The organism is Actinacidiphila sp. bgisy144 (assembly GCF_057708105.1).
The window spans coordinates 26,283-52,203 of sequence record NZ_JBYIRM010000042.1 but is presented as its reverse complement, the minus strand read 5'-3'; the positions used below and the strand labels follow the sequence as shown (position 1 = coordinate 52,203).

Sequence of the window (25,921 nt, the reverse complement as noted above, 5' to 3'; positions counted from 1 at the left end):
TCCTGGAGAGTCTTGTCGACAGCCACTCATGCAAGCTAGCGTGATGCGGAAGAAAGCGCTTGCTATGGTGCGAGCGCATCGTAGTCGGCCTTCGTGCCCACCCCCCGACCGCTCAGGAGAGGCCCATGACACGCAAGACCGTGAGGATCGCCATGAACGGCGTCACCGGACGAATGGGCTATCGACAGCACCTGGTGCGGTCGATCCTCAGCCTGCGCGAACAGGGCGGCCTCGACCTCGGCGACGGCACCGTGCTGTGGCCGGAGCCCGTCCTGGTCGGCCGCCGCGAGCACGCGCTGCGCGCGATCGCCGAGCAGCACGGCCTGGAGCACTGGAGCACGGACCTGGACGCGGTCCTGGCCGACCCGTCGATCGAGATCTACTTCGACTCCCAGGTGACCTCCGCCCGTGAGGAAGCCGTCAAGCAGGCCATCGCGGCAGGCAAGCACATCTACTGCGAGAAGCCCACCAGCACCTCGGTGGCCGGCGCGGTGGAGCTGGCGCGGCTGGCCACCGAGGCCGGCGTCAAGCACGGCGTGGTGCAGGACAAGCTGTTCCTGCCCGGTCTGCAGAAGCTCCGACGCCTGGTCGAGGGCGGCTTCTTCGGTCAGATCCTCTCCGTGCGCGGCGAGTTCGGCTACTGGGTCTTCGAGGGCGACTGGCAGAGCGCGCAGCGCCCGTCCTGGAACTACCGTGCCGAGGACGGCGGCGGCATCGTGGCGGACATGTTCCCGCACTGGGACTACGTGCTGCATGAGCTGTTCGGCCGGGTGCGCAGCGTGCAGGCGCTCACCGCGACCCACATCCCGCAGCGCTGGGACGAGCAGGGCAAGCCGTACGACGCCACGGCGGACGACGCGGCCTACGGCATCTTCGAACTGGAGGGCGGCGCCGTCGCGCAGATCAACTCCTCCTGGGCCGTGCGCGTCAACCGCGACGAACTCGTCGAGTTCCAGGTGGACGGCACCCACGGCTCCGCCGTCGCAGGGCTGCGCAAGTGCCGTGTCCAGCACCGCTCGGCGACTCCCAAGCCGGTCTGGAACCCTGACCTGCCGGCCACCGAGACCTTCCGCGACCAGTGGCAGGAAGTCCCGGACAACGCCGACTTCGACAACGGCTTCAAGGCGCAGTGGGAGCTCTTCCTGCGGCACGTGGTGCTCGACGAGCCCTGGCAGTGGGACCTGCTGGCCGGGGCCCGGGGCGTCCAACTCGCCGAACTGGGCCTGAAGTCCTCCGCGGAGGGCCGCCGCTTCGACGTCCCGGAGCTTTCGCTGTGACCATCCTGCTGCCGGACGCGTCCGGCACGACCCGTGCCTACGAACCCCGGTCGGAGCCGATGCACCACAAGGCGGGTCTGCCCCTGCGCAGCAGGGTGGTGTATTCGGCCGCTCATGTCGTCGCCGACCCCTTCCACACCGCCGCCGACGCCCCCGCGGCCGTCGACTGGGACGCGACCCTCGCCTTCCGCCGCCACCTGTGGAGCCAGGGTCTCGGAGTGGCCGAGGCCATGGACACCGCGCAGCGCGGCATGGGCCTGGACTGGCCGGTCGCGGCCGAGCTGATCCGCAGGTCCTCCGCCGAGGCACGGACGACGGGCGGCCGCATCGCGTGCGGTGTCGGCACGGACCAACTCGTCGGCCCCGCCGCCGCACAGGCCACCCTCGCCGAGGTCGTCGCCGCCTACGAGGAGCAGTTGGCCGTGGTGGAAGGGGCCGGCTCGCAGGCCATCATCATGGCCTCGCGCGCCCTGGCCGCGGTCGCCAAGGGGCCGGACGACTACCTGGAGGTGTACGGGCACCTGCTGCGGCAGTCCGCGGACCCGGTGATCCTGCACTGGCTCGGCCCGATGTTCGATCCCGCACTCGCCGGCTACTGGGGCAGCGGCGATCTCGACATCGCGACCGAGACGTTCCTCGAGGTGATCGCCGCCCACCCGGACAAGGTCGACGGCATCAAGATCTCGCTGCTCGACGCGGGCCGCGAGGTCGCGCTGCGCCGCCGCCTGCCCGAAGGGGTGCGCTGCTACACCGGCGACGACTTCAACTACCCGGAGCTGATCGAGGGCGACGACGAAGGCTTCAGCCACGCCCTGCTCGGCATCTTCGACCCGCTGGCTCCGCTGGCCTCTGCCGCGGTCAGCGCCCTGGACACCGGGGACGCCGCGGGCTTCCGGGCACTGCTGGACCCCACGGTCGGCCTGTCGAGGCACCTCTTCGAGGCGCCGACCCGCTTCTACAAGACCGGTGTGGTCCTGCTCGCCTGGCTGGCCGGATACCAGGACCACTTCACGATGGTCGGCGGACTCCAGTCGGCCCGCTCGCTGCCGCATCTCGCGCGGGCGTATGAACTCGCCGACCAGGTGGGGATCTTCGCCGACCCCGCACTCGCCGAGGCCCGGATGCGCGGGCTGCTGGCCGTATACGGAGTGGACGCATGACCGGAGACCTGGGCGCCATGACGGACCTCGCGCGCCTGAGCATCAACCAGGAGACCATCAAGCAGTGGTCGCTGCCCGAACTGGCCGCGGGCTGCACGGAGGTCGGCATCACGTCGGTCGCCCTGTGGCGCGCACCGGTCCAGGAGTACGGCGTGTCGGAGGCGGCCGCGCTGATGCACGACCACGGGATCACCGTCACCTCCTTGTGCCGCGGCGGCTTCTTCACCGCCTCCGACCCGGCGCAGCGGGCGGAGGCACTGGTCGACAACCGTGCGGCGATCGACGAGGCCGCGACCCTGGGCACCGGCACCCTGGTGCTGGTCTCCGGCGGCCTGCCCGAGGGCGAACGCGACATCGCGGCCGCCCGGGAACGGGTCGCGGAAGCGATCGGCTCGCTCGTGCCGTACGCCGCGGAGCACGGCGTGCGGCTGGCGATCGAGCCACTGCACCCGATGTACGCCTCGGACCGCTGTGTGATCTCGACGTTGGAACAGGCCCTGGACATCGCGGAGCGCTTCGCGCCCGAACACGTCGGCGTCGTGGTGGACACCTACCACCTGTGGTGGGATGACCGTGCGCCGGCCGGGATCGCGCGCGCCGGCGAGGGCGGCCGGATCGCCTGCTTCCAGGTGGCCGACTGGGTGACGCCGCTGCCCGAGGGCGTACTGCTCGGGCGCGGTCAACTCGGTGACGGCTGCGTCGACCTCAGGGGATTCCGCGTCCTGGCCGACAAGGCCGGCTATCAGGGCCAGGTGGAGGTGGAGATCTTCAACCCCGGCCTGTGGGCGAGGGACGGGGCCGAGGTGCTCGCCGAAGTCGCCGACAGGTACCGGAGGCACGTGCTCTGACGTGCCCTGACGGGGCCGGAAAAAAAAATCTTCGAATTTTGCCGTTCCGCGGTGCAACCCTTTCGGGCCGTGGTGTGTCGTACATGGCATCGGGGCTCCCGGAGGGGGTTCAGGGAGCCCGGCTGGTACGCCCGAGGGGGGTTTCGGGGGTACAGGGGGAGGGATGAAGAGGGGCCCGGCTTCGGCCGGGCCCCTCTCGCTTTCCGCCCGCCGGCTTCGGAGTTGTCCACAGCCGGGCGGGTGACCGCCGCCGCGCTGTCGGCCGCTGCCGGTACCTTCGGAGCAGATCACCGACCGGCCCGAAGGGAGCTCGCAGATGGGTGAGGCACCGCACCTTTCGGTCCTGGAGGGCGTCCTCGAACGGATCACGTACGCCAACGAGGACAACGGCTACACGGTCGCGCGGGTGGACACCGGACGCGGTTCCGGCGACCTGCTCACGGTGGTGGGCGCCTTGCTGGGCGCGCAGCCCGGCGAGTCCCTGCGGATGAACGGCCGCTGGGGCTCCCACCCGCAGTACGGCAAGCAGTTCACCGTCGAGAACTACACGACGGTCCTGCCGGCCACGGTCCAGGGCATCCGGCGCTACCTCGGCTCCGGGCTGATCAAGGGCATCGGGCCGCGCATCGCCGAGCGCATCGTGGACCACTTCGGCACCGACACGCTGGACGTCATCGAGACAGAGGCCACCCGTCTCGTCGAGGTGCCCGGCCTCGGGCCAAAGCGGACGAAGCTGATCGCGGCCGCGTGGGAGGAGCAGAAGGCGATCAAGGAGGTGATGGTCTTCCTCCAGGGCGTCGGGGTGTCCACCTCCATCGCCGTGCGCATCTACAAGACGTACGGCGACGCCTCGATCTCCGTGGTGAAGAACCAGCCGTACCGGCTCGCCGCCGAGGTGTGGGGCATCGGGTTCCTGACCGCCGACCGGCTCGCACAGGCGGTGGGAATTCCGCACGACAGCCCCGAGCGGGTCAAGGCCGGCCTGCAATACGCCCTTTCGCAGGCCACGGACAACGGCAACTGCTTCCTGCCGGAGGAGCGGCTGATAGCCGACGCGGTGAAGCTGCTGCAGGTGGACACCGGCCTGGTGATCGAGTGCCTGGGGGAGTTGGCCGACGAGGAGGGCGTGGTGCGTGAGAGCGTCCCGTCGCCCGACGGGGACGGCGAACCGATCAAGGCGGTGTACCTCGTGCCATTCCACCGGGCGGAGATCGCGCTCGCCGCCCAGGTGCTGCGGCTGCTGCGCGGACCTGAGGACCGTATGCCCGCCTTCCAGGACGTCGACTGGGACAAGGCGCTGGCCTGGCTCGCCGAGCAGACCGGCGCGGACCTCGCCCCCGAGCAGCAGGACGCCGTGCGCTTGGCGCTCACACAGAAGGTCGCGGTACTCACCGGCGGCCCGGGCTGCGGCAAGTCGTTCACGGTGCGCTCGGTGGTCGCCCTGGCGGTTGCCAAGAAGGCCAAGGTGGTGCTGGCCGCGCCGACCGGCCGGGCTGCCAAGCGGCTCGCCGAACTGACCGGGGCCGCCGCCTCGACGGTGCACCGCCTGCTGGAGCTCAAGCCGGGCGGGGACGCGGCCTACGACCGGGACCGGCCGCTCGACGCGGACCTGGTGGTCGTCGACGAGGCGTCCATGCTGGACCTGCTGCTGGCGAACAAACTGGTGAAGGCGGTGCCACCCGGAGCGCACCTGCTGTTCGTCGGCGATGTCGACCAGCTGCCGAGCGTGGGAGCGGGCGAGGTGCTGCGGGATCTGCTCACCCCGAGCGGCCCGGTGCCGGCGGTGCGGCTGACCCGCATCTTCCGCCAGGCCCAGCAGTCCGGTGTGGTGACGAACGCGCACCGGATCAACTCGGGCACCCCGCCGGTCACTCAGGGACTGGCCGATTTCTTCCTCTTCGCCGAGGAGGACTCGGAGGCGGCGGCCCGGCTGACAGTCGACGTCGTGGCCCGTCGAATTCCGGCCAGGTTCGGTCTCGACCCGCGCCGCGACGTCCAGGTGCTCACCCCGATGCACCGCGGGCCGGCCGGCGCGGGCGTGCTCAACGGGCTGCTCCAGCAGGCTGTCACCCCGGCCCGCCCGGACGTCGCCGAGCGCCGCTTCGGCGGGCGCACCTTCCGGGTCGGCGACAAGGTCACGCAGGTCAGGAACAACTACGAGAAGGGTGCCAACGGCGTCTTCAACGGCACCGTGGGCGTGGTCACCGCCCTCGACACGGTGGAGCAGAAGCTGACGGTGCGGACCGACGAGGACGAAGAGGTCGGATACGACTTCGACGAACTGGACGAGTTGACCCACGCCTATGCCGTCACGATTCACAGGTCGCAGGGCAGCGAGTACCCCGCGGTGGTGATCCCCGTCACTACCGGCGCTTGGATGATGCTCCAACGGAACCTGCTTTACACCGCGGTCACACGGGCGAAACGCCTGGTCGTGCTGGTGGGGTCCCGCCGGGCGATCGGCCAGGCGGTGCGCACGGTCTCGGCGGGTCGGCGCTTCACCGCTCTCGACCATCGGCTTGATCTGGGCGCAAAATAGGCACTCCGTGCCACTTTTCGGCCCGATGGCCGACCCCGAGTGCACACCCCAGTGCCAAATGGGGGACAGTGGACGTAGTCAGGGCACCTCGAAGAAGAGGCAAAACCGTCGGTGAGGGAATGACGTGAGCGACAACTCTGTAGTACTGCGGTACGGGGACGGCGAGTACAGCTACCCCGTTGTGGACAGCACCGTCGGTGACAACGGCTTCGACATCGGCAAGCTGCGTGCCGATACCGGGCTGGTCACCCTGGACAGCGGCTACGGCAACACCGCGGCGTACAAGTCCGCGATCACCTTCCTCGACGGTGAGCAGGGCATCCTGCGCTACCGCGGGTACCCGATCGAGCAGATCGCCGAGCGCGGCTCCTTCCTGGAGACCGCGTACCTGCTGATCAACGGCGAGCTGCCGACCGTCGACCAGCTCTCCTCGTTCCAGGGGCAGATCACGCAGCACACGCTGCTGCACGAGGACGTCAAACGGTTCTACGACGGCTTCCCGAAGGACGCCCACCCGATGGCGATGCTGTCCTCCGTGGTCAGCGCGCTGTCGACGTTCTACCAGGACAGCCACAACCCGTTCGACCCCGAGCAGCGCGACCTGTCCACGATCCGGCTGCTCGCCAAGCTGCCGACGATCGCGGCGTACGCGTACAAGAAGTCCGTCGGCCAGCCGGTGGTCTACCCGCGCAACGACCTCGGCTACGTCGAGAACTTCCTGCGGATGACCTTCTCGGTCCCGGCCGAGGAGTACGAGCTCGACCCGGTCGTGGTCAACGCGCTGGACAAGCTGCTGATCCTGCACGCCGACCACGAGCAGAACTGCTCGACGTCCACGGTCCGGCTGGTCGGCTCCTCGCAGGCCAACCTGTTCGCGTCGATCTCCGCCGGCATCAGCGCGCTGTGGGGGCCGCTGCACGGCGGTGCCAACCAGTCGGTGCTGGAGATGCTGGAGCGCATCAAGGCCGAGGGCGGCGACGTCGACTCCTTCATCCGCCGGGTGAAGAACAAGGAAGACGGCGTGAAGCTCATGGGCTTCGGGCACCGCGTCTACAAGAACTTCGACCCGCGGGCGAAGATCATCAAGGCGGCGGCGCACGATGTCCTCTCGGCGCTCGGCAAGTCCGACGAGCTGCTCGACATCGCGCTCAAGCTGGAGGAGCACGCGCTCAGCGACGACTACTTCGTCTCGCGCAAGCTCTACCCCAACGTGGACTTCTACACCGGCCTGATCTACCGCGCGATGGGCTTCCCGACCAGCATGTTCACCGTGCTGTTCGCGCTGGGCCGGCTGCCCGGCTGGATCGCCCAGTGGCACGAGATGATCAAGGAGCCCGGCTCCCGCATCGGTCGCCCGCGGCAGATCTACACCGGCGTCGTCACCCGCGACTACGTCCCGGTCGAGGCCCGCTGACCTGGGCCCACGCGTAAAGAGAGCGCCCCGCGACGGATCCCCCCACGGGTCCGGCACGGGGCGCTCCCGTTTCCCGGAGCGGATCCCCCCACGGGTCCGTACCGGGCGTTTTTCGGCGGCCGCGCCAAGCCGGGACGAAGCGGCCGGGAGGGCCGCTCAAGCTCCCCGGAGATCGCCCCGGCGACGCAACTCGATCCATCCCCCAAGATGGACCGTACCTCAACTCTCTACACCGGCTCCGCCGGGGGCCGGTGTTCAAGACATAAGACCCACGAGACGCCGTATTGGTTACGCTCTCGGCGATGTGATCTACGTCTCTTCGCTGTGGGTGTTTGTGCTGGCTACCCCGCTCGCGGCCGGTCCGGCGTGATCCCGTAGCGTGCTGTTTCTCCTCGAGGGGCGGAGCACATGGCAGAGAACGCGACAACGGTCCGGAACATCGTCGTGACCGGCGGAGGCACAGGGATCGGCCTGGCCATCGCGATCCGGTTCGCGGAGGACGGCCACCGCGTCACGATCGTCGGCCGCCGCCGCGAGGTCCTGCACGCCGCCGCGGACGAGCTGCACACCGAGCGCGGGCTGGACGTCACTCCGGCCGTCTGCGATCTGGCCGATCCCGACGACGTCGAGAGGGTCCTGGCACAACTGCCCGAGCGGGTCGACGTTCTGGTCAACAGCGCGGGCAGCCGCGAGCTGGCCGTGGGAGCCGGGCCGCACGGTCTGCTGGCGCGCTGGCGCGGTGACTTCGAACGGAACGTCCTGACGGCGGTGCTGCTCACCGAGTCGCTGCGGGACCGCTTCTCCGACGCCGGCCGGGTGGTCACCGTCACCTCGGTCGCGGCGCTGCGCGGCGGTGGCTCCTACGGGGCCTCCAAGGCCGCCCTGCACGCCTGGAACCACTCCCTGGCCGCCCAGCTGGGTCCGCAGGGCGTCACGTGCAACATCGTGGCTCCCGGGACCGTGGCGGGCACCGAGTTCTTCGGGTCGCGGCTCAATGACGCGGAGCTGACCCGGCGCGCGGGACGCACGCTGGTGGGCCGGGTCGGCAGGCCGGCGGACGTGGCGGCGGCCGTGCTCTTCCTGGCCTCCCCGGAGGCCGGCTTCATCACCGGCGAGATCCTGCAGTGCAACGGCGGCGAGTTGCTCGGGCGTTGACGGCGACCAGTGGTTTCCGGGCCTCCACCCACGGGAGTAGGCCCGCTGCATCCCGAGGATGAGATTTCCGGGGAATCGGCGGAGAAGTACCCCTACACCGCCAAACCCGCTTGCCGAGCCGAGGGAACCGCTGGGAGCGTTGATCCCAGGGGGTGGGAAGAGGGGCGGTGGTATGGACGTTGCACTGAGCGTGTCGTCGATCGACTTCACCTCCGGTCTCGCCGAGCACCTGCGGGGTGGCAACGTCTTCTGGGCGTACGCGCTGCTGGCCGCGACGACGGCCCCGCCGCTCGTACCCAACGCCGTCCTGCTCGTCACGGGCGGTGTGATGGCCGCTGAGGGCCGTCTCAGCATCGCCCTCGTGCTGCTGGTGGTGGCGGGCAGCGCCGTTGTCGGTGACATGCTGCTGCACCGCGCCGGGCGGGCACTGAGCGGCCGGGTGCTGCACCGCATGCGCCGCCGGCCCCGCCAGGCGGCACTGCTCAAATGGGCCGCCCTGCGCATCCAGCGGCATGGTGTGCCCTTTGTCATAGGCGTCCGCTTCCTGCCCAGCGGCCGGGTGATCGGCGGGCTGGCCGCGGGCGTCGTGCGGTATCCGGCACGGCGGTATGCCGTCGGCGCGGGTGTCGCGGAGGCGGTGTGGGCGTCGTATTCCGTCGGTGCCGGATACATCAGCGGCCGGGCAGCCTCGAACTCCTTCTACGCGCTGTCCCTCGGGCTCGGCATATCCCTGCTGGTCGCCGGGGTCGGCACGGTGGCGCAGTGGGTTTCACGCGGGCGGGACCGACGGCATGGCGACGGGGGCAGCCCCCCGTCCGTCGTGGTCGCGTCCGCCGCCGGGGGGTGTGAAGGGCCGGGCGGACCGACTGCGGCGGGTGTCGAGGGCGGCACCTCGGCGGCGTCCGCCCCGCAGCCGTCCGCAGCCACGGGTGCCGTGATCGTCCCGCCGCCTGCCGCGTCCGAGCGTCCTCCCCCGGTCTCGGTGCCCGAGGACGGCCGGGAGATCCTGCCGTCTCCCGTGCCGCCGCCGGACAACGATGCGGGCGACAGTTCGCGTCCGCTGACCGGGCGCGGCACTTAGCGGTGAGCTGCGCCGCGGCGCCGGGTCAGCCGGGGTCCCGGCGCCCCCTGTTGCCCGGGCGGCGGGCGCTCCACGCCCGGATCGTGTCCGCGTACCAGAACGGTTTCCCGCGTTCGACGACGTCGGGGTCCGGCAGGTGGCCGTGCTTCCGGTAGGAACGCACGGTGTCCACCTGGACGCGGATGTGGGCTGCGATGTCCGCGTACGACCACAGGGTCCGATCGGTCATGAAGCACCTCCATGCGACGGCGATATCGATCAGCACCTTCGTCCGGACAACGACGGGGCGCGACGCGCGCATGCGGTTGTTGATCTTCTGTGACACGGAACCCGCGTAACGGTGACAAACCGCAGGTCACGGCCAGTATTACCGAAGTATTGATCACATCGAAGCGCACTCGATCACTCGTTCGAGTTGCTTGTCGGTGGAGATCGTTTCGGACCGGCCGGACTGCGGCAGAATTACCGTGCGTGACAATCCCGCTTCGGGTCTCAGCCTTCTTGCTCGGGCCCGCCGGCCACCACTCGCAGCAGGTGGGCGGCGGTAGCGGTCATCGCGTCGCGACCAGGGCGGAGGTAGCGGCGCGGGTCGACGGCTGTGGGGTCCGAGGCGAGGTAGTCGCGTACGGCGGTGGTGAAGGCGATGTTGAGCGCCGTCCCGATGTTGATCTTCGCCATGCCTGCGGTGACCGCCTGCCGCAGTTCGCCGTCGGACACGCCGGACGAGCCGTGCAGGACCAGCGGCACGCCCACGGACTCGCGCAGCCGGCCGATGAGTTCGTGGTCGAGCCGGGCGGTGCGCTCGGTCATCGCGTGCGAACTGCCGACCGCGACGGCCAGCGAGTCCACACCGGTGGCAGCGGTGAAAGCCGCGGCCTCCGCCGGGTCGGTGCGCACACCCGGGGCGTGCGCACCGTCCTTGCCGCCGACCTCGCCGAGTTCGGCCTCCACCCACACCCCGTGGGTGTGGGCCCACTCGGTGATCCGGGCAGTGGCGCTGACGTTCTCCTCGTAGGGCAGGACCGATGCGTCGAACATCACCGAGGTCACGCCGGCGGCGACCCCGGCGCGAAGGAGTGCCTCGTCCTCCACGTGGTCCAGGTGGAGGGAGACGGGTACGGCGGCCGCTTCGGCGGCGGCCGCCGCGCCCGCGAGCACACCATCGAGGCGGCCGCCGTGGAACTTCACGGCGTTCTCGCTGATCTGGAGGATGACGGGCAGACCGGTCTGCTCGGCGGCGGCGGTGATCGCTTCGGCGTGCTCCAGGGTGATCACGTTGAAGGCGGCCACGCCACCGCCGGACGCGTGTGCGGCGAGGACGAGTTCGGCGGTGGCGGCGGTCGGCATGCGGCTTCCTCGGGTCCGGGTCCCCGGGGTCGTTCGGGGACCGGTGGGCCGGCACGCGGCGTGCCGACGGTGCAGGTGGGTCGGTCCGCCGTGGCAGCGGCGGACGGATGCGGAGCGGGTGCCGACGGATGCGGAAGCGCCGTCAGCGGGAGAAGCGGAGAAGGGCGGTGGATGGAGATGGGGTCAGCCGAGGATGACCGATCGGGTCAGGTTGCGCGGACGGTCCGGGTTGTAGCCCTTGGCCTCGGCGATCGCGACGGCGAGGCGCTGGGCGCGGACGAGGTCGGCGAGCGGGTCGACGCTGGGCCGGTGCTCCAGGTGCCCGCCGACGGCGGCGACATTGTCGGCCAGCCCCTCGGGCAGTGGGCCGAAGGACCAGGCGACGCGGCCGGGGCCCGTGATGCTGATCGGGCCGTGGCGGTACTCCATGGCCGGATATGCCTCGGTCCAGGCGCCGGCGGCCTCCCGCATCTTGAGCGCGGCCTCCTGCGCCAGCCCGTAGGTCCAGCCGGTGCCGAGGAAGGTGACCTGCTCGGCGGCCAGTGCCTCGGGTGACAGATCGTCGCTCACGGCGGTGCGCGCGTCGGCGATCGCGGTGGTGAGGTCCTCGCCGAGGTGGGCACGGAGCAGCGCCAGCGCGGTGGTGGCGAAGCGGGTCTGCACCACGGACTGCTCGTCGGCGAAATCCAGGACGACGATCTCGTCCGCGGCCTGCATGACCGGGGTCTTCGGGTCGGCGGTGATGGCGGTGACCGGGGTGGAGCCGAGCAGTTGCTCGCAGGCCCTGAGCACCTCGGTGGTCGTGCCGGAGCGGGTGATCGCCAGCACACGGTCGTAGCTGCGGCCGAGCGGGAACTCGGAGGCGGCGAAGGCGTCCGTCTCACCCTGACCGGTGCTCTCGCGCAGGGTGGCGTAGGACTGCGCCATGAACCAGGAGGTGCCGCAGCCGATGACCGCGACCCGCTCACCACGGGCGGGCAGCTTCCCGGACTGCTCCGGAGCGAGCTCGACCGCGCGCTGCCAGCAGTCGGGCTGGGTGGTGATCTCGGTGGTGGTCAGTGACGGGGCGGCCATAAGGGCTCCTCGGGCAGGCGGCGCGCGGGGCTGCGCGGTCGGGTGTCGTGCGCGTACTTCGGTCAGTGTAGATGATTGATTCTGCTTGAAGTGAGGGTGTAATGAACAGGAGTGCGCAGTTCGGTTGCTCTATCGGGTGGGCGGGCGCCGCCGTGGGGGCGGGAAGCACAAAGCCCGGCCCCTGCGCCTGGGGTGGTGGAGTTGCTGGCGCAGGGGGCCGGGCCGGTGTGGAGGCGGGTGGATCAGCTCTTGGTGAGTTCGTCGGTGGCGGTCCGTCCCGCCTCGGTGCTGCGCTGCAGGAAGTCGGCGATGGTGGTCAGGGCGTCATCGTCGTAATCGGCGCACACGCCGTCCATGGCATGGCTGAGGCCGGAGAGGAGATAGCCGATTTCGGCTTCCTTCTCCTTGATTACCTGGACGAGGATCGCTCGGCGGTCGCTGGGGTTGGGGGTGCGGACAACCCAGCCGCCTCGTTCCAGCCGGTCCAGCACGCCGGTGAGGGTGGCGGGGTGCAGGCCCGCGCGCCGCGCCAGTGCTGTCGGGCCCATCGGGCCGTGTCGGCTGATCAGGTCCAGGCACTCCAGATCGGCGTCCCGAAGGTCGAGGTGCGCACCTATCTGGTGGTTGAGAAGCGTGAGTTGGGCATGGAGGTCCCGCACATGCTCCTTGATGTGGTTCGTCAGCCGTCTGCGGCGTCGGGCTGTCGAAGTCGCCCCGGACAGGGTGGAGTCCATACGCAACGATCCCTCGCATCGTTTGCTTGATCGCCGGGGTGGCCCATAGCTGCCAGCGCGCTCGCCCCCGGCGGCGAGCGCGGTACCGGCAGGTGCTCGAAGCCTGCTGGGGACAGCTCAGGCGCACACTTTCTCACACCGTCTGTTCACCCTCGTAGCCCTTTCTGGCAAAAGCATGCCTGGTCCTGGACAGGGGAGTTCGGGCCGCCGGGAGGGAGGATGCGCTGGTGGAGAGCAGGGGCCAGGGAGGCGGCAGGGGCGGTGCCGGGAGTGGTCAGGCAGCGCGTCTGTGCGGTGCGGCGGCGTTCGGAGCCGGTGTGTGATCACGGCGGTGCAGGGTTTGCTGCGAGGCGGCGTCGGGGGCGCCGCGTTCGAGGGCGTCCACTGCGTGTTCGGCGCCGACGACCTCCTCTCGGATCGCCGAGCAGGACCGGGCGATCAGGCGGGATACGTGCATCTGCGAGATGCCGAGCCGGTCGGCGATCATGCTCTGCGTCATTCCGTGGAAGAAGCGCAGGTAGAGGATCTGGCGTTCGCGCTCGGGAAGGCGGCACAGTTGCGGTTTGACCGCTTCGCGGTCGAGTACGACGTCGAGCGCGGGGTCGGGGGCGCCCAGAGTGTCGGCCAGGGACATAGGTCCGGAGTCCAAGGGTTGCCGGCACTGGGCGTCCAGCGACAGGGAGCTGAAGCTCTCCAGGGCTTCCAGGCCGGCGGCGGCTTCCTCCTCGGTGAGGCCGGAGTGCTCGGCGATCTCCCGGGCGGTGGGTTCGCGTCCCGGCCGGGTCTGGGTCAGCTCCTGGTGTGCGGCGCGGACGCGGGCTCGTAGGGCCTGGACCCGGCGCGGTACGTGCACCGACCACATGCAGTCGCGGAAGTGCCGTTTGATCTCGCCGTCTATGGTCGGCACCGCGTAGCTCTCGAAGGCGGTGCCGCGGTCCGGGTCGTACCGGCTCACGGCTTTGACCAGGCCGAGGGCGGCCACTTGGCGCAGGTCGTCCAGGGACTCGCCGCGGTTGCGGTAGCGCCCGGCCAGGCGGTGAGCCATCGGCAGCCACTCCGTGGCGATCTGCTGCCGAAGATGTTCCTTGGAGGCGCCGTCCGGCAGCCGGGCGAGCAAGCGGAACGCCTCGGCCGTGTCGGGGGCGTCGTCGTGCGGGTGCCGGCCCCGGGGGGAGGCGTGTGCGGATGTGTGACTGGAAGCGGGGACGGAAGAGGCCATCAATCACCAGCTCCTCGCGCTGCGACCCCTCAGGGATACGGTCGGTCACGGCCGGGGGAGGGGCCGAAGGTGGTGTGCCCGGTGAGATGTGGGACAAACCACCTTAAAAGGATCAAATAGTCAAAAGGGCGACCATCTGCGTGTGGCGCCCCTGGTCGGGCTGCGTGTGCGGCGCGGCCGTGCGCCGGGGTTCGTGTGCCGTAGTGCTGCGGGTGCGGGGCGTATGCGGAGAGCTCCGGGTGGGGCGCCAACACTCCTGTGTGCGGGGGGAGTTCGTCGCAGACTGGTGATGGCGGTACGCATCCGGGTCCGGCTGGACGAGGCCCTCCGCGCTTGGGGACTTTGCCAAGCCGAGTCCAGGATTTCGCCTGGACTGTGGAGATCGCCGAGGCGGGTCGTGATGTCCTGTACATGCCACATCGGACGACCTATGCGAGGTTCGCATGTCCCGCCCGTACATCCGTCCTGCCTGTCTGCTCGCCGCCGCCGCTCTGGTCGCTGGGGCTGCCGGAACCGCCGGTGCCGCCACGTCCGGTACTGCTGCGACCGCTTCCGCCTCGGTCGCCCCCTCGGCGGTCACCTACACCCTGGTCACCGAGCCGTCCGCCGGTTACGGCGCGATCTACGACCTGATCGGCTCGGCGACGACCAGCATCGACCTCACCATGTACGAACTGACCGACACCACCGCCGAGCAGGATCTCGTCGCCGCCGCCAAGCGCGGGGTGACGGTCCGGGTGATCCTCGACCAGAACCTGGAGAAGTCGAACAACACCGCGGCCTACACCTACCTCAATGCCAACGGCGTGCCCACGCACTGGGCTTCCACCACGTACGCCGCCACCCACCAGAAGACCCTCACGGTGGACGACGCCACCACCGCCATCATGAGTGGCAACCTGACCAGCCAGTACTACTCCACCAGCCGCGACTTCGCCGTCATCGAGAACAACTCCCTGGACGTCAAGGCGATCGAGAAGGTGTTCGCGGCCGACTACGCCGGTACCGCGATCACCCCGACCGACGGCGACCACCTGGTGTGGAGCCCGACCGACGCCCAGTCGAAGATCCTGGCGATCATCAACGGCGCCACCACCAGCCTGTCGGTGGAGAACGAGGAGATGGGCTACGCCACCGTCGTCACCGCGCTGGAGAACGCCGCCAAGCGCGGGGTGAACGTGGAGGTCACCATGACCAACGACGACAACGAGTACGCCGACGAGTTCGATGCCCTCACCGCGGCCGGCGTCCATGTGCACACCTACGCCTACACCGCGTCCCTGTACATCCACGCCAAGGCGATCGTCGCCGACTACGGCACCAGCGCCGCCACCGTGGACGTCGGCTCGCAGAACTTCTCCAACGCCTCCCTCAACAAGAACCGCGAGCTGGGCTTCATCACCACCTCCACGTCGATCATCTCCGGCATCAACACGGCGCTTGCCTCCGACTACGCGGGCGGCGCGGCCTGGTCCTGATCCACGGGAGTGCGGGTCGGCGGTCGAACGGGGCTTGCGGACGGCGCGACTTCGCCGTGCGCGAGAATCCCACCGACGGCGCCGGGCACGGCCGCCGCGCACGACGGACCGGACAAGGAGCTGATCGCATGGCCACCGCCGACCTCGACGGAGTCGCCCTGAACTACGAGGTGACGGGCAAGGGGCCGCGGTTGCTGTTCCTCAACGGCTCCGGCGGGACGCTCGCCGAGGCGGCCGTGCTGATCATGCGCCTGTCCGGCCGGTTCGAGGTGGCCGCCTTCGACCAGCGCGGCATAGGCAGGTCCGGGCCCGCCGCCGGGCCGTACACCATGGCGGACCTGGGCGCGGACGCGCTGGCACTGGCCGACCACCTCGGCTGGCCGTCCTTCCGCGTGCTCGGGTTCAGCTTCGGCGGGATGGTGGCGCAGGAACTGGCCGTCACCCGGCCGGAGCGGGTGGAACGGTTGGCGCTGCTGTGCACGTCCTCCGGGGGCCGCGGCGGCTCCTCCTACCCGCTGCACACGCTGCCCCTGCTTCCGCCGGAGGAGCGGGTGGCCCGGTACACGAGCATCCTCGACACCCGCTTCTCCGCCGAGTGGCTGGCCGCCCACCCCGGCGACCGCGCCGTGGTCGAGTCGATGCGCGGGCGGCTGGCGTCGGACCGGCCGGCCGGCGTACAGCGGGGCGAGGAACTCCAGATGAGGGCCCGAGCCGCGCACGACGTGTACGACCGGCTCGCAGCCGTCACCTGCCCGACGCTGGTCGCCGCCGGGCGCTACGACGGCATCGCCCCGGTCGCCAACAGCGAGGCCATCGCCCGGGCTGTCCCGGACGCCGAGCTGCGGGTCTTCGAGGGCGGACACATCTTTCCCTTCCAGGACCCCGGCGCGCTTCCGGCCGTGATCGACTTCCTCGCACGGTGACGCCCTCGGGCGGGCCGCCACGATCCGGGATGTAGCCGCAGCAACCGCGTCAACAGCGGCCTTGGGGGCTGAAACCAGCCATCTGAGGCAACGGTTCGCCAGGTCGGAAATCGCCATAAAAGCGAAAAAAGAGGATGAAATGACTCCGTGCGTGGCCTGCGGGCTCTCGCTGTGGTGCCCCCGGCAGGACTCGAACCTGCGGCCAAGTGCTTAGAAGGCACCTGCTCTATCCACTGAGCTACGGGGGCCGGACAGTGGCCGCGGCTGTCTCCGCCCCTGGGTGGTTCCGTGACCTCGTACCGGGGTCAAGGATAGGGCGACAGATGCCCGCTGCCGCATGCTTCACCCGCGTGACACGTTGTGGAGGTTCGGTGAAGCGGTCCGATAATCCCAGGTGACCACTGAAGCCGCATCGCTTTTGACGGGTCGAAATGCTGCTGTTGTGCACTCGTTATGCCGGTGGCTCATTCCGTCCCCTGGTCCACATGCGTCCCATCGGGGTCTCGTGGCGGGCGAATAGGGCAAACCCGCTCGAATACGCTTCAAAATCACGCCAATATGGGGCATTGTGCCATTGTGGTGATCTTGGACGTACGGCCCGAGCTGCTTGATGCGCTGTCCGCACTGCGTGATGGTGTCGACGCCGCGCGCTTCCCCTTCCCACTGCCCGGGGCCGAACGGGCTCGCCGGACCCGGCAGGAGCTGCTCACCCAGCTCGACGACTACCTCGTCCCCCGGTTGAAAGCCCCGGAAGCGCCGCTCCTCGCGGTCGTGGGAGGGTCCACGGGGGCGGGAAAGTCCACCCTCGTCAACTCGCTGGTCGGCCGCCGGATCAGCCCCTCCGGAGTGCTGCGCCCCACCACCCGCACACCGGTGCTCGTCTGCCACCCCGAGGACCGGGCGTGGTTCGCGGACCCCCGGGTGCTGCCGGGGCTGGCCCGCATCTGGTCCGTCCGTCAGCGTTCCCGGGCGGACGAGGACGGACCGGACCGCTCCGACGCCGAGCGCCTCGGACCGGAGCGGGCCGAACTCCGTCTGGAGGCGGACGACTCCCTGCCCCGCGGCCTCGCCCTCCTCGACGCCCCGGACATCGACTCGCTGGTCAGCCACAACCGCGAACTCGCCGCCGAACTGATCTGCGCCGCTGACATCTGGATTCTCGTCACGACCGCCTCCCGCTACGCCGACGCCCTGCCCTGGCACCTGCTGCGCGCCGCCAAGGAGTACGACGTCACCCTCGCCACCGTCCTGGACCGGGTCCCGCACCAGGTCGTCGAGGACATCAGCCGCCACTACAGTGCCCTGCTCGCCAAAGCCGGGCTCGGTGACGTGCCCCGCTTCACCGTGCCGGAACTGCCCGAGTCGGCTGCCGGCGCCGGCCTGCTGCCGCAGACCACCGTCGCCTCGCTGCGCGCCTGGCTGGCGCACTGCGCCGAGGACCCCGCCGCGCGGCAGCACGCCGCCCGCCGCACCGCCGTCGGCACCCTCGACTCGATGAACGAGCGACTGCCCGCGCTGGCCGCCGCCTCCGCCGCCCAGCATGCGGCCGCCCAGCGGCTGACCCGCGCCGCCGAGGAATCCTACGAGCAGGCCGCATCCCGCACCGCGGCCGCGATCGAGGAGGGCAGCCCACTCGCCGGAGAGGCGCTGGCGTACTGGCAGAGTTATCCGGCCTGCGGCCCCGACGCGCTCCAGCGCGCCCTGGCCGAGGAACTGGCCGCCCTGCTGCGCACCGAGACCGACGCCGCCGACGACCGCGTGGCCGAGGCGTGGCAGCGCGAGCCGGCCGGAGCCGCGCTGCTCGACGAACCCACCTCCCGCCCCGACCGGGACCGGGTGGCCGTCGCGGCCCGGATCGACAAGGGAGTACGGCGCTGGCGGCGCGGTGTGACCGAGCTCGCCTACACCGAGGCCCGTGCCGCCCGCTCCGCCGACCGGCCGGCCACCGACCCGGAGGACATCGCCGCACTCCTCGCCACGGTGCTGCTCGGCGGCAGGGCCGGTCGGCCGGCCGGCGAGCAACTGGCCGAAACCCTCGGCGCCCAGGCCGCCGTACGGCTGCGCGACGCCGCCCGCGCCCTGCTCGACGACGCCGTCGCCGGACTGCTGTCCCGCGAACGCGAACGCCGGCTCGCGCCCATCGACGGCTACGACGTCACCGCCGGACAGCAGTCCGCCCTGATCGCCGCCCTGTCCGTACTGCAGAAGGAGAGGTGAACCCGGTGGCCACCAGCCCCTCGGCCCTGGACGACCCGAACGCATCAGTCGAGCCGACGGTGGCCGACCCGCTGACCGTGCGGGTCGAAGCCCTCGGCGAACTGCTCGGCCTGTCCAGGACCCGGATCAGCCCGGACGAGCTGGCCGACAGCAGCGAGCTGCTCGCCCGGGTCGGCGAGCGGCGGCGGCTGTCGCTCGACCACACCGTGGTCGCCGTGGCAGGGGCTACCGGTAGTGGCAAGTCCACGCTCTTCAACGCGCTGACCGGGCTCGAACTGTCCGCCACAGGTGTGCGCAGGCCCACCACCTCACGACCGGTCTCCTGCGCGTGGCAGCCGGAGCGGGCGGCGGGACTGCTCGACCGGCTGGGTGTGGCCCCGCAGGACCGCTACGCCCGCTACGGGCTGCGGGACACCTCGGCCCCGGCGTCCGGGGAGGCAGGCGCGGCAGCCGAGGCGGACGCGGAAGCACCGGCCGACGGGCGGGACGAGAAGTATCCCGGTGGCCAGGCGCCCTGTCTGCCCGGCCAGGCCGCGGCCGCGGACGACGCTTCCCACTGTGCAGTTGGCGACAGCGCCGAGATCGGTGGCGACCTCGGTGCTGCCAAGGAGCTGAGCCTCGACGGGCTGGTGCTGATCGACCTCCCCGACCACGACTCCGCCGCCCCCGGGCACCGCGAGCAGGTGGACCGCCTGCTGCGGCTGGTGGACGTCGTCGTGTGGGTGCTGGACCCGGAGAAGTACGCCGACGCGGCACTGCACGAGCGGTATCTGCGGCCTCTGGCGGGGCACGCCGATGTCACCGTGCTGGTGCTGAACCAGGTCGACCGCCTCCCGGGGGACACGGCCGACCTCGTCCTCGACGACCTGCGGCGGCTGCTCGACGAGGACGGGCTGGCGGTCGGCGAGCACGGCGAAGCGGGGGCCGTCGTGCTCGCCGCCTCCGCGCTCACCGGGCAGGGCGTGCCGGACCTGCGCGCCGTGCTGGCCCAGATCGTCTCCGAACGCGCCGCTGCGGGGCGGCGGTTGGCGGCGGACATGGACCGCATGGCGAGCGGGCTCCAGCCGCTCTACGTCGGCGAGGGCGGCGCCGGGCTCACCGATCCGGCGCGTGAGGAGTTCGTCGACCGGCTCGCGGACGCGGTGGGAGCGGCCGGCGCCGGTCAGTCGGCGGAAAAGGAGTGGGCGAGCGCCGCATGGGACGCCTGCGGCACTCCGTGGAGTCGACTGTTGGGGGAACGGGCCGGAGCCGCGAGCTGTTCCCGTTTCGCCCGGAAAATGACCGGTTCACTCGGTCGAGGGAAAACGGTGCCGCGGCAGCCCATTGCCCGCCCGTCCGTTGTCCGCGCGCCCGCGCGTGCGGGCGCGGACAAGGAGGAAGCGCCGGCGCGGCCGACGGCGTCGCGGCCGGTGATCGACGAGGCGGTGCGCGGACTTGCGGCCGACGCCGCGCGCGGACTGCCCGCGCCGTGGGCCAGGGCGGTGCGCGACGCGGCACGGCGGGGCGGGGAAGGGCTGCCGGCGGCGCTCGACGCCGCGGCGGTCCGGGCCCGGCCGCGCACGCCGGAGCGGCCCGGCTGGTGGTCCGTGGCCGCGGCCGTGCAGTGGCTGCTGATGGCGCTCGCGCTGGCCGGGGTGGTCTGCCTGTCCGCGGTCGGCTCCGGCTCGCTGGACATGTCGTGGTGGCCGCCGCTCGTCACGGTCGCGGTGGGCGGGCTCGGCGGTCCGCTGGTCTCCGGCACCTGCCGGATCGCCGCGCGCGGACCGGCCAGGAGGTACGGCCAGGCCGCCGAGCGGCGGCTGCGGGATGCGGCGGCCGACCGCGGTCGGGCCCGGGTCCTCGAACCGGTCGCGGCCGAGCTGATGCGTTACCGCGAGGTGCGCGAGCAGTACGCGGTCGTGGCCGGCTCCGCTCCGGCGCCCGCCCGGCTCGTCCCGGCCGGCAGGTCCGCGGAGGGCTCGACCGGTGCGCCGCTGCCGCTCGGGCGGGCTGTGGAGCGCTCGTCTCACTCGTCCGGGTGACGAAGTTATCCACAACAGGCGGTCTATCCACATTTTCCGGATCTTTTTTCCTCAGTCGTCCGATTTCGCGCAAGATGGTCTTGCCGCGTTCCACACGGGAGCGCGGCGGACGAAAGGAATGCGCGATGAACGAGACGCTGGTGACGGTTGTGGGAAATGTCGCGACCGAGCCCGAGAGCCAGGTGACGGCCACCGGTCTGGTCGTGACCCGTTTTCGGCTCGCGACCACCACGCGGCGCTGGGACGCCGAGCGCGGCGCCTGGACCGACGGCGCGACGAGCTTCTACACCGTGCGTGCGTGGCGGAACCTCGGAAGCAATGTGAAGGAGTCCGTCTGCCTCGGTGAACCGCTGGTCGTGCAGGGCCGGTTGCGGATCAGGGAGGACGAGAAGGACGGCCGCCGCTATCTCGCGGCGGAGTTGGAGGCGGTGGCGATCGGGCACGACCTCGCCCGCGGTGTGGCACGATTCAGCCGTTCCGGCGGCCGCGGCGGGGCGACCACAGGTGCGGGGGCGGAAGTCCGGCCGTCCGCACCGGAGTTGACGGCTGCCGTGCCGTGAGCGGGGTTGACGTGGGCCGTGCGGCGTGCGAGCGGCGGGTGAATACCCGCGGGTATTCGTGGCGTGAATTGTGTCAATGATTTATCGACAATGACAGAGACACGCCCTTCGCGCATAACGATTGAGATTCGAATGCCGCTCGGGCGGCTCTCGACTGTGGGGATCACATGCGCGGTTCCTAGGATTTCGGCGTTCGTATGTACGGGGGCTCGGCACAGGCGGGGTCAACCCCTTCATCACGACCAGGTACCTCGCCCGGAGGGGAAAATTCATGTTCAACACCTACAGACGGGGTGCTGCCCGCTTCGCGGCGGCCGGTGTCACGGCCGGCCTGCTCGCGGCCGGCGTGTTCGCCGGCGCGACCACGGCCGCCGCCGACGGCGGCAACTCCGGTGACAGCACAGCCACCACGACGTCCGGCGGCGCGACCGGCAAGCTCGGCGAGCTCGCACCGGGTATGTACGGCGGCGCGACCGTGACCGACAAGAGCGGCAAGTCCGCTCCCGAGCTGGCCGGCCTGTTCCAGCTGAAGCTCGACGACGGCACCAGCGTCTACACCTACTGCATCGACCTCTACAGGGGCGCCGACACCAGCGGCAACGCCGTCTACCACGAGGTCCCCTGGAGCGCGACGTCCCTGACCCAGGAGGGCCGGGACAAGGACGTGGCCGGGAAGATCACCTGGATACTCCAGCACTCCTTCCCGACGGTCAACGACCTCGGCGCGCTGGCGACCACCGCGGGATCGGGTCCGCTGACCAAGGAGTCGGCTGCGGCCGGCACCCAGGTCGCGATCTGGCGGCTCTCCGACGACCCGAAGGCCGCCGCGAACGACCCGGCCGCGGAGAAGCTGGCGGACTACCTCGACCAGTCCGCGCAGGCCGTCGCCGAGCCGTCGCCGTCGCTGGAGCTGACTCCGCCGTCGGTGTCCGGCAAGTCCGGCGGGCGGATCGGCCCGATCACCGCGCACACCAGCGCGACCGGTGCCCAGGCGGTCCTGGCCGCTGACGCGCCCGACGGCGTGAAGCTCGTCGACGGTGACGGCAAGCCGGTCACGTCGGTCTCGGACGGCAGCCAGCTGTACTTCGACGTGCCCGCGGGCACCAAGGAGGGCAGCACCTCGGTGACGGTGTCCGCGACGACCAGCGTGCCGGTCGGTCGCGCCTTCGCGGGTACCAACTCCAAGAACAACGGCCCGAGCCAGACCATGATCCTGGCCGGCACCAGCCAGTCGGAGATCCAGGCCACCGCGACGGCCACGTGGGCGGACCAGGGCCCGATACCGGCGCTGTCGGCGCAGGTGAACTGCTCCAAGTCCGGTGTGGACGTCAGTGCCAGCAACAAGGGCGACGAGTCCTTCACCTTCACGCTGGAGGGGAAGACCTACACCATCGCCCCCGGCGAGTCGCAGACGATCACGGTCCCCGTCGCCGAGGACCAGGGCTACAAGATCGACATCGCGCTGCCCGACAAGTCGGTGAAGACGTTCAAGGGCGTGCTGGACTGCAAGGCGGCCACCGCGCCGCCGACCATTCCGGCGACCAACCAGCCCAGCCCGGCGTCCGCCTCCGACACCGGCAACCTTGCCGAGACCGGTAGCAGCAGCGCCACCCCGATGATCGCGGGCATAGCGGTCGCCCTCGTGGTGGTCGGTGGGGGAGCGGTCTTCTTCTTCCGCCGCAACGCGCGCAAGAACTCCGCCGCCTGATCGGTGTGAGCCGGCTGGACGGGCGGGCGCGCCTGTCCGTCCAGCCCGCCTGACCGCCCGGTCCCGCCTGACCGCCCGGTCCGGCCGGACCCGGGACGGTCAGGCCCGGTCGGCGCAGGCACGGAAGTCCCAGGCTCGGCCGGCTCCGGTGCGGCCGAACCGGTTGGACCGGCTCCGCCGGGGCCGGACCGGGCCGCGGGGACGGGCAGGGCGGGCCGGGAACGGTTCGGGTACGGGGCGGGGCTGACCTACCCGTTCGCCCCCTGGGGTGGACGGCTGGCAAGATGGGGCGTATCTGCCCTCACGCGGCGGAGCCGCACATTGGCCCTTCTCGATTGCCGGACGGTTTCTCTTGGCTGAGTACATCTACACGATGCGCAAGACGCGTAAGGCGCACGGCGACAAGGTCATCCTCGATGATGTGACGCTGAGCTTCCTGCCGGGCGCGAAGATCGGTGTGGTCGGCCCGAACGGCGCCGGTAAGTCCACCGTGCTGAAGATCATGGCGGGGCTGGAGCAGCCGTCGAACGGGGACGCGTTCCTGTCGCCGGGCTACAGCGTGGGGATGCTGCTCCAGGAGCCGCCGCTCGACGAGTCGAAGACGGTCCTGGAGAACGTACAGGACGGCGTCGCGGAGACGAAGGCGCAGCTCGACCGGTTCAACGAGATCGCCGAGCAGATGGCGACGGACTACTCCGACGCGCTGCTGGAGGAGATGGGCAAGCTCCAGGAGCAGCTGGACCACTCGAACGCGTGGGACCTGGACGCTCAGCTGGAGCAGGCGATGGACGCGCTCGGCTGCCCCCCCGGGGACTGGCCGGTGACGAACCTGTCCGGTGGCGAGAAGCGCCGGGTGGCGCTGTGCAAGCTGCTGCTGGAGGCGCCGGACCTGCTGCTGCTGGACGAGCCGACCAACCACCTCGACGCGGAGTCGGTGCAGTGGCTGGAGCAGCACCTGGCGAAGTACCCGGGCACCGTGGTGGCCGTGACCCACGACCGGTACTTCCTGGACAACGTCGCGCAGTGGATTCTTGAGCTGGACCGCGGCCGGGCGCTGCCGTACGAGGGCAACTACTCGACGTACCTGGAGAACAAGGCATCCCGGCTGAAGGTCGAGGGGCAGAAGGACGCCAAGCGGCAGAAGCGCCTGAAGGAGGAGTTGGAGTGGGTCCGCTCCAACGCCAAGGGGCGGCAGGCCAAGTCGAAGGCCCGACTGGCCAGGTACGAGGAGATGGCCGCCGAGGCCGACAAGATGCGGAAGCTGGACTTCGAGGAGATCCAGATCCCGCCGGGTCCGCGGCTCGGGTCGGTCGTGGTCGAGGTGGACCACCTGCACAAGGCGTTCGGCGAGAAGGTGCTGATCGACGACCTGTCGTTCACGTTGCCGCGCAACGGCATCGTCGGCGTCATCGGGCCGAACGGCGCCGGCAAGACCACGCTGTTCAAGATGCTGCAGGGCCTGGAGCAGGCGGACTCCGGCACCATCAAGGTCGGCGAGACGGTGAAGATCTCGTACGTGGACCAGGGCCGGGCGAACATCGACCCGAAGAAGACGCTGTGGGAGGTCGTCTCGGACGGCCTGGACTACATCAACGTCGGACAGGTGGAGATGCCGTCGCGGGCGTACGTGTCGGCGTTCGGCTTCAAGGGCCCGGACCAGCAGAAGCCGTCCGGGGTGCTGTCCGGTGGGGAGCGCAACCGGCTCAACCTGGCGCTGACCCTCAAGCAGGGCGGGAACCTGCTGCTGCTCGACGAGCCGACCAACGACCTCGACGTGGAGACGCTGTCGTCGCTGGAGAACGCGCTGCTGGAGTTCCCGGGTGCGGCCGTGGTCGTCTCCCACGACCGGTGGTTCCTGGACCGGGTGGCGACGCACATCCTGGCGTACGAGGGCGACTCGAAGTGGTTCTGGTTCGAGGGCAACTTCGAGTCGTACGAGAAGAACAAGGTCGAGCGGCTGGGGCCGGACGCGGCGCGCCCGCACCGGGCCACGTACAAGAAGCTGACGCGCGGCTGATGGCCCGGCACGTCTTCCGCTGTCCGCTGCGCTGGGGCGACATGGACGCGTACGGGCACGTCAACAACGTGCTGTTCCTGCGGTATCTGGAGGAAGCGCGGATCGACCTGATGTTCCGGCTGGCGGACAGGGAAGGCGGGGGCACGTTCTCGGGCGGGTCGGTGGTGGCCCGGCACGAGATCGACTACCTGCGGCCCCTGGTGCACCGGTACGAGCCGGTGGCGATCGAGACGTGGGTGGACAGCATCAACGCCGCGTCGATGACGGTCAGGTACGAGGTGAAGGACGACGAGGCGGTGTACGCGCGGGCGGCGACGGTCGTGGTGCCGTACCTGCTGGCCGAGCAGCGGCCGCGGCGGATCACCGAGGAGGAGCGGGCGTTCCTGGAGCGCTACCGCGACGAGGGGGCCGTGGTCGGGTGAGCGTGCGGCTCGGCTTCGCCGAGGGACCGGGCGGGGCGGCCGTGGTGGAGGCCGACCTCGCCGCGTTTCTGGGGCGGTTGGTGAGGTGGGACAAGGCCGCGGTGGTGCGGTTGCGTTCCGCGGCCGGGGAGGCGGCGCTCGGCGTGTTCGGGCAGCCGCCGTTCGGCGGGGTGCTGGCGGTCAAGAGCCTGGCGCTCGGCGGCGACGGGATAGCGGCGGCGGTGGACGCGACGGTGTCGGCCGGGCAGTTGCTGGAGGCGGTCGGCGAGGCGGTCGGGGGCGGGCGGTTCACGGTGCCGCCGTCCGTCACGGGTCCGGCCTGGGCCGGGCTGCTGCCGCCGCGGGAGGGCTGGCGGCGCGTCGCGGAGCTGGAGGCGGCCGTCGTACGGGAGGTCGCGGCGAGGGCGGTCGCGGAGTTCCGGGCGCGGACGGAGGCGCTGGTGCCGGAGCGGCGTTCCCGGGCGGAGCTGGACGCGCTCGCCGAGGAGCTGTGGAGCCGGCCGCTGCCCGGCGGCGGGGCCGGGGTGACCCTGCGCGTGGTGCACGCCGCCCACGCGCTCGGGTTCCTGCCCGCGCGGCGTTCCGGCGAGGCCGCGGGTGAGGCGGTCGCGGTGCTCGCGGCCGGCCCGTGGCTGCGCTTGCGCACCGGCTACGGCTCGGTGGCGACGCGCTCGGCGTCCGGGGCGTCCGGGCTGACGGTCTCGCCTTCCTGACCGGGCCGCCGGCG

At 70.8% G+C, this 25,921-nt stretch carries 21 protein-coding genes and 1 tRNA gene; 16 read left to right on the top strand and 6 right to left on the bottom strand.

Annotated elements, in window-relative coordinates:
* Positions 1 to 125: 125 nt before the first annotated feature.
* The 7 genes from AC3EVP_RS33045 (at position 126) to AC3EVP_RS33015 (ending at position 9,474) form a co-directional block, all read left to right on the top strand.
* A complete protein-coding gene (locus AC3EVP_RS33045) occupies positions 126 to 1,277 on the top strand; it encodes a Gfo/Idh/MocA family protein (RefSeq protein WP_435136417.1) in 1,152 nt (383 codons plus the stop codon).
* Positions 1,274 to 2,437, top strand: a complete 1,164-nt coding sequence (locus AC3EVP_RS33040; RefSeq protein ID WP_435136414.1) for a dihydrodipicolinate synthase family protein — start codon at positions 1,274 to 1,276, stop codon at positions 2,435 to 2,437. Before AC3EVP_RS33045 ends, AC3EVP_RS33040 begins: the two co-directional genes overlap by 4 nt.
* On the top strand, positions 2,434 to 3,285 hold the full coding sequence (locus tag AC3EVP_RS33035) for a sugar phosphate isomerase/epimerase family protein (RefSeq protein ID WP_435136411.1): 852 nt from the start codon (positions 2,434 to 2,436) through the stop codon (positions 3,283 to 3,285). The genes AC3EVP_RS33040 and AC3EVP_RS33035 overlap by 4 nt, the downstream gene beginning before the upstream one ends.
* 316 nt (positions 3,286 to 3,601) lie before the next feature.
* The gene (recD2, locus tag AC3EVP_RS33030) at positions 3,602 to 5,824 is read left to right on the top strand and encodes an SF1B family DNA helicase RecD2 (protein WP_435136408.1); all 2,223 of its coding nucleotides are present in this window, start codon (positions 3,602 to 3,604) and stop codon (positions 5,822 to 5,824) included.
* Between the two features lie 124 nt (positions 5,825 to 5,948).
* Positions 5,949 to 7,238: a citrate synthase gene (locus AC3EVP_RS33025; RefSeq protein ID WP_335977950.1), complete on the top strand. Its 1,290-nt coding sequence runs from the start codon at positions 5,949 to 5,951 to the stop codon at positions 7,236 to 7,238.
* 408 nt (positions 7,239 to 7,646) lie between these two features.
* Positions 7,647 to 8,393 carry an SDR family NAD(P)-dependent oxidoreductase gene (locus AC3EVP_RS33020; protein WP_335977951.1) on the top strand — a complete coding sequence of 249 codons (747 nt, stop codon included), beginning with the start codon at positions 7,647 to 7,649 and terminating at the stop codon, positions 8,391 to 8,393.
* A 172-nt stretch (positions 8,394 to 8,565) separates the two neighbouring features.
* Complete coding sequence (locus tag AC3EVP_RS33015) at positions 8,566 to 9,474, top strand: DedA family protein (protein WP_435136403.1); 909 nt, start codon at positions 8,566 to 8,568, stop codon at positions 9,472 to 9,474.
* A gap of 25 nt (positions 9,475 to 9,499) precedes the next feature.
* On the opposite strand, the gene AC3EVP_RS33010 is transcribed toward AC3EVP_RS33015, so the two are convergent.
* From AC3EVP_RS33010 to AC3EVP_RS32990, 5 genes are all read right to left on the bottom strand, one after another.
* Positions 9,500 to 9,703, bottom strand: coding sequence for a MarR family transcriptional regulator (locus AC3EVP_RS33010; protein ID WP_335977953.1), 204 nt, complete (start codon positions 9,701 to 9,703; stop codon positions 9,500 to 9,502).
* Positions 9,704 to 9,966: 263 nt separating this feature from the next.
* On the bottom strand, positions 9,967 to 10,821 hold the full coding sequence (locus tag AC3EVP_RS33005) for a class II fructose-bisphosphate aldolase (protein ID WP_435136399.1): 855 nt from the start codon (positions 10,819 to 10,821) through the stop codon (positions 9,967 to 9,969).
* 183 nt (positions 10,822 to 11,004) lie between these two features.
* Positions 11,005 to 11,895 (bottom strand): SIS domain-containing protein, encoded by an 891-nt coding sequence (locus AC3EVP_RS33000; protein ID WP_435136396.1) that lies wholly within the window; start codon positions 11,893 to 11,895, stop codon positions 11,005 to 11,007.
* A 242-nt stretch (positions 11,896 to 12,137) separates the two neighbouring features.
* Positions 12,138 to 12,629 carry a MarR family transcriptional regulator gene (locus AC3EVP_RS32995; RefSeq protein ID WP_335977957.1) on the bottom strand — a complete coding sequence of 164 codons (492 nt, stop codon included), beginning with the start codon at positions 12,627 to 12,629 and terminating at the stop codon, positions 12,138 to 12,140.
* Positions 12,630 to 12,903: 274 nt separating this feature from the next.
* Entirely contained in the window at positions 12,904 to 13,848 is a 945-nt protein-coding gene (locus tag AC3EVP_RS32990; protein ID WP_435136393.1) for a SigB/SigF/SigG family RNA polymerase sigma factor, read from the bottom strand.
* A 443-nt stretch (positions 13,849 to 14,291) separates the two neighbouring features.
* Between AC3EVP_RS32990 and AC3EVP_RS32985 the strand changes: the two genes are divergently transcribed.
* Together AC3EVP_RS32985 and AC3EVP_RS32980 are read left to right on the top strand one after the other, a co-directional pair.
* Positions 14,292 to 15,326: a phospholipase D-like domain-containing protein gene (locus AC3EVP_RS32985; protein WP_435136390.1), complete on the top strand. Its 1,035-nt coding sequence runs from the start codon at positions 14,292 to 14,294 to the stop codon at positions 15,324 to 15,326.
* Positions 15,327 to 15,454: 128 nt separating this feature from the next.
* Complete coding sequence (locus AC3EVP_RS32980) at positions 15,455 to 16,249, top strand: alpha/beta fold hydrolase (protein WP_435136387.1); 795 nt, start codon at positions 15,455 to 15,457, stop codon at positions 16,247 to 16,249.
* A 172-nt stretch (positions 16,250 to 16,421) separates the two neighbouring features.
* On the opposite strand, the gene AC3EVP_RS32975 is transcribed toward AC3EVP_RS32980, so the two are convergent.
* Positions 16,422 to 16,497: transfer RNA gene (locus AC3EVP_RS32975), tRNA-Arg, on the bottom strand.
* A 328-nt stretch (positions 16,498 to 16,825) separates the two neighbouring features.
* Between AC3EVP_RS32975 and AC3EVP_RS32970 the strand changes: the two genes are divergently transcribed.
* The 7 genes from AC3EVP_RS32970 to AC3EVP_RS32940 all read left to right on the top strand — a co-directional run bounded on the left by AC3EVP_RS32970 (position 16,826) and on the right by AC3EVP_RS32940 (position 25,907).
* Positions 16,826 to 18,466 (top strand): dynamin family protein, encoded by a 1,641-nt coding sequence (locus tag AC3EVP_RS32970; RefSeq protein ID WP_435136384.1) that lies wholly within the window; start codon positions 16,826 to 16,828, stop codon positions 18,464 to 18,466.
* Between the two features lie 5 nt (positions 18,467 to 18,471).
* A complete protein-coding gene (locus tag AC3EVP_RS32965; RefSeq protein WP_435136381.1) occupies positions 18,472 to 20,487 on the top strand; it encodes a dynamin family protein in 2,016 nt (671 codons plus the stop codon).
* 125 nt (positions 20,488 to 20,612) lie between these two features.
* Complete coding sequence (locus AC3EVP_RS32960; RefSeq protein ID WP_435136378.1) at positions 20,613 to 21,047, top strand: single-stranded DNA-binding protein; 435 nt, start codon at positions 20,613 to 20,615, stop codon at positions 21,045 to 21,047.
* A 271-nt stretch (positions 21,048 to 21,318) separates the two neighbouring features.
* Entirely contained in the window at positions 21,319 to 22,755 is a 1,437-nt protein-coding gene (locus AC3EVP_RS32955) for an LAETG motif-containing sortase-dependent surface protein (protein WP_435136375.1), read from the top strand.
* Positions 22,756 to 23,107: 352 nt separating this feature from the next.
* Positions 23,108 to 24,772 carry an energy-dependent translational throttle protein EttA gene (ettA, locus tag AC3EVP_RS32950; protein WP_335977971.1) on the top strand — a complete coding sequence of 555 codons (1,665 nt, stop codon included), beginning with the start codon at positions 23,108 to 23,110 and terminating at the stop codon, positions 24,770 to 24,772.
* A complete protein-coding gene (locus AC3EVP_RS32945; protein WP_335977972.1) occupies positions 24,772 to 25,194 on the top strand; it encodes an acyl-CoA thioesterase in 423 nt (140 codons plus the stop codon). Before ettA ends, AC3EVP_RS32945 begins: the two co-directional genes overlap by 1 nt.
* Positions 25,191 to 25,907, top strand: a complete 717-nt coding sequence (locus tag AC3EVP_RS32940) for a DUF8185 domain-containing protein (RefSeq protein WP_335977974.1) — start codon at positions 25,191 to 25,193, stop codon at positions 25,905 to 25,907. Before AC3EVP_RS32945 ends, AC3EVP_RS32940 begins: the two co-directional genes overlap by 4 nt.
* Positions 25,908 to 25,921: the final 14 nt, after the last annotated feature.

Coding starts and splice junctions, on each gene's coding strand:
- AC3EVP_RS32960 (WP_435136378.1), top strand. CDS start 20,613: ATGAACGAGACGCTGGTGACGGTTGTGGGAAATGTCGCGACCGAGCCC.
- AC3EVP_RS33005 (WP_435136399.1), bottom strand. CDS start 10,821: ATGCCGACCGCCGCCACCGCCGAACTCGTCCTCGCCGCACACGCGTCC.
- AC3EVP_RS32985 (WP_435136390.1), top strand. CDS start 14,292: ATGTCCCGCCCGTACATCCGTCCTGCCTGTCTGCTCGCCGCCGCCGCT.
- AC3EVP_RS32995 (WP_335977957.1), bottom strand. CDS start 12,629: ATGGACTCCACCCTGTCCGGGGCGACTTCGACAGCCCGACGCCGCAGA.
- AC3EVP_RS33015 (WP_435136403.1), top strand. CDS start 8,566: ATGGACGTTGCACTGAGCGTGTCGTCGATCGACTTCACCTCCGGTCTC.
- AC3EVP_RS33010 (WP_335977953.1), bottom strand. CDS start 9,703: ATGACCGATCGGACCCTGTGGTCGTACGCGGACATCGCAGCCCACATC.
- AC3EVP_RS33000 (WP_435136396.1), bottom strand. CDS start 11,895: ATGGCCGCCCCGTCACTGACCACCACCGAGATCACCACCCAGCCCGAC.
- AC3EVP_RS32980 (WP_435136387.1), top strand. CDS start 15,455: ATGGCCACCGCCGACCTCGACGGAGTCGCCCTGAACTACGAGGTGACG.
- AC3EVP_RS32955 (WP_435136375.1), top strand. CDS start 21,319: ATGTTCAACACCTACAGACGGGGTGCTGCCCGCTTCGCGGCGGCCGGT.
- AC3EVP_RS33020 (WP_335977951.1), top strand. CDS start 7,647: ATGGCAGAGAACGCGACAACGGTCCGGAACATCGTCGTGACCGGCGGA.
- AC3EVP_RS32990 (WP_435136393.1), bottom strand. CDS start 13,848: ATGGCCTCTTCCGTCCCCGCTTCCAGTCACACATCCGCACACGCCTCC.
- recD2 (WP_435136408.1), top strand. CDS start 3,602: ATGGGTGAGGCACCGCACCTTTCGGTCCTGGAGGGCGTCCTCGAACGG.
- AC3EVP_RS33045 (WP_435136417.1), top strand. CDS start 126: ATGACACGCAAGACCGTGAGGATCGCCATGAACGGCGTCACCGGACGA.
- AC3EVP_RS32945 (WP_335977972.1), top strand. CDS start 24,772: ATGGCCCGGCACGTCTTCCGCTGTCCGCTGCGCTGGGGCGACATGGAC.
- AC3EVP_RS33035 (WP_435136411.1), top strand. CDS start 2,434: ATGACCGGAGACCTGGGCGCCATGACGGACCTCGCGCGCCTGAGCATC.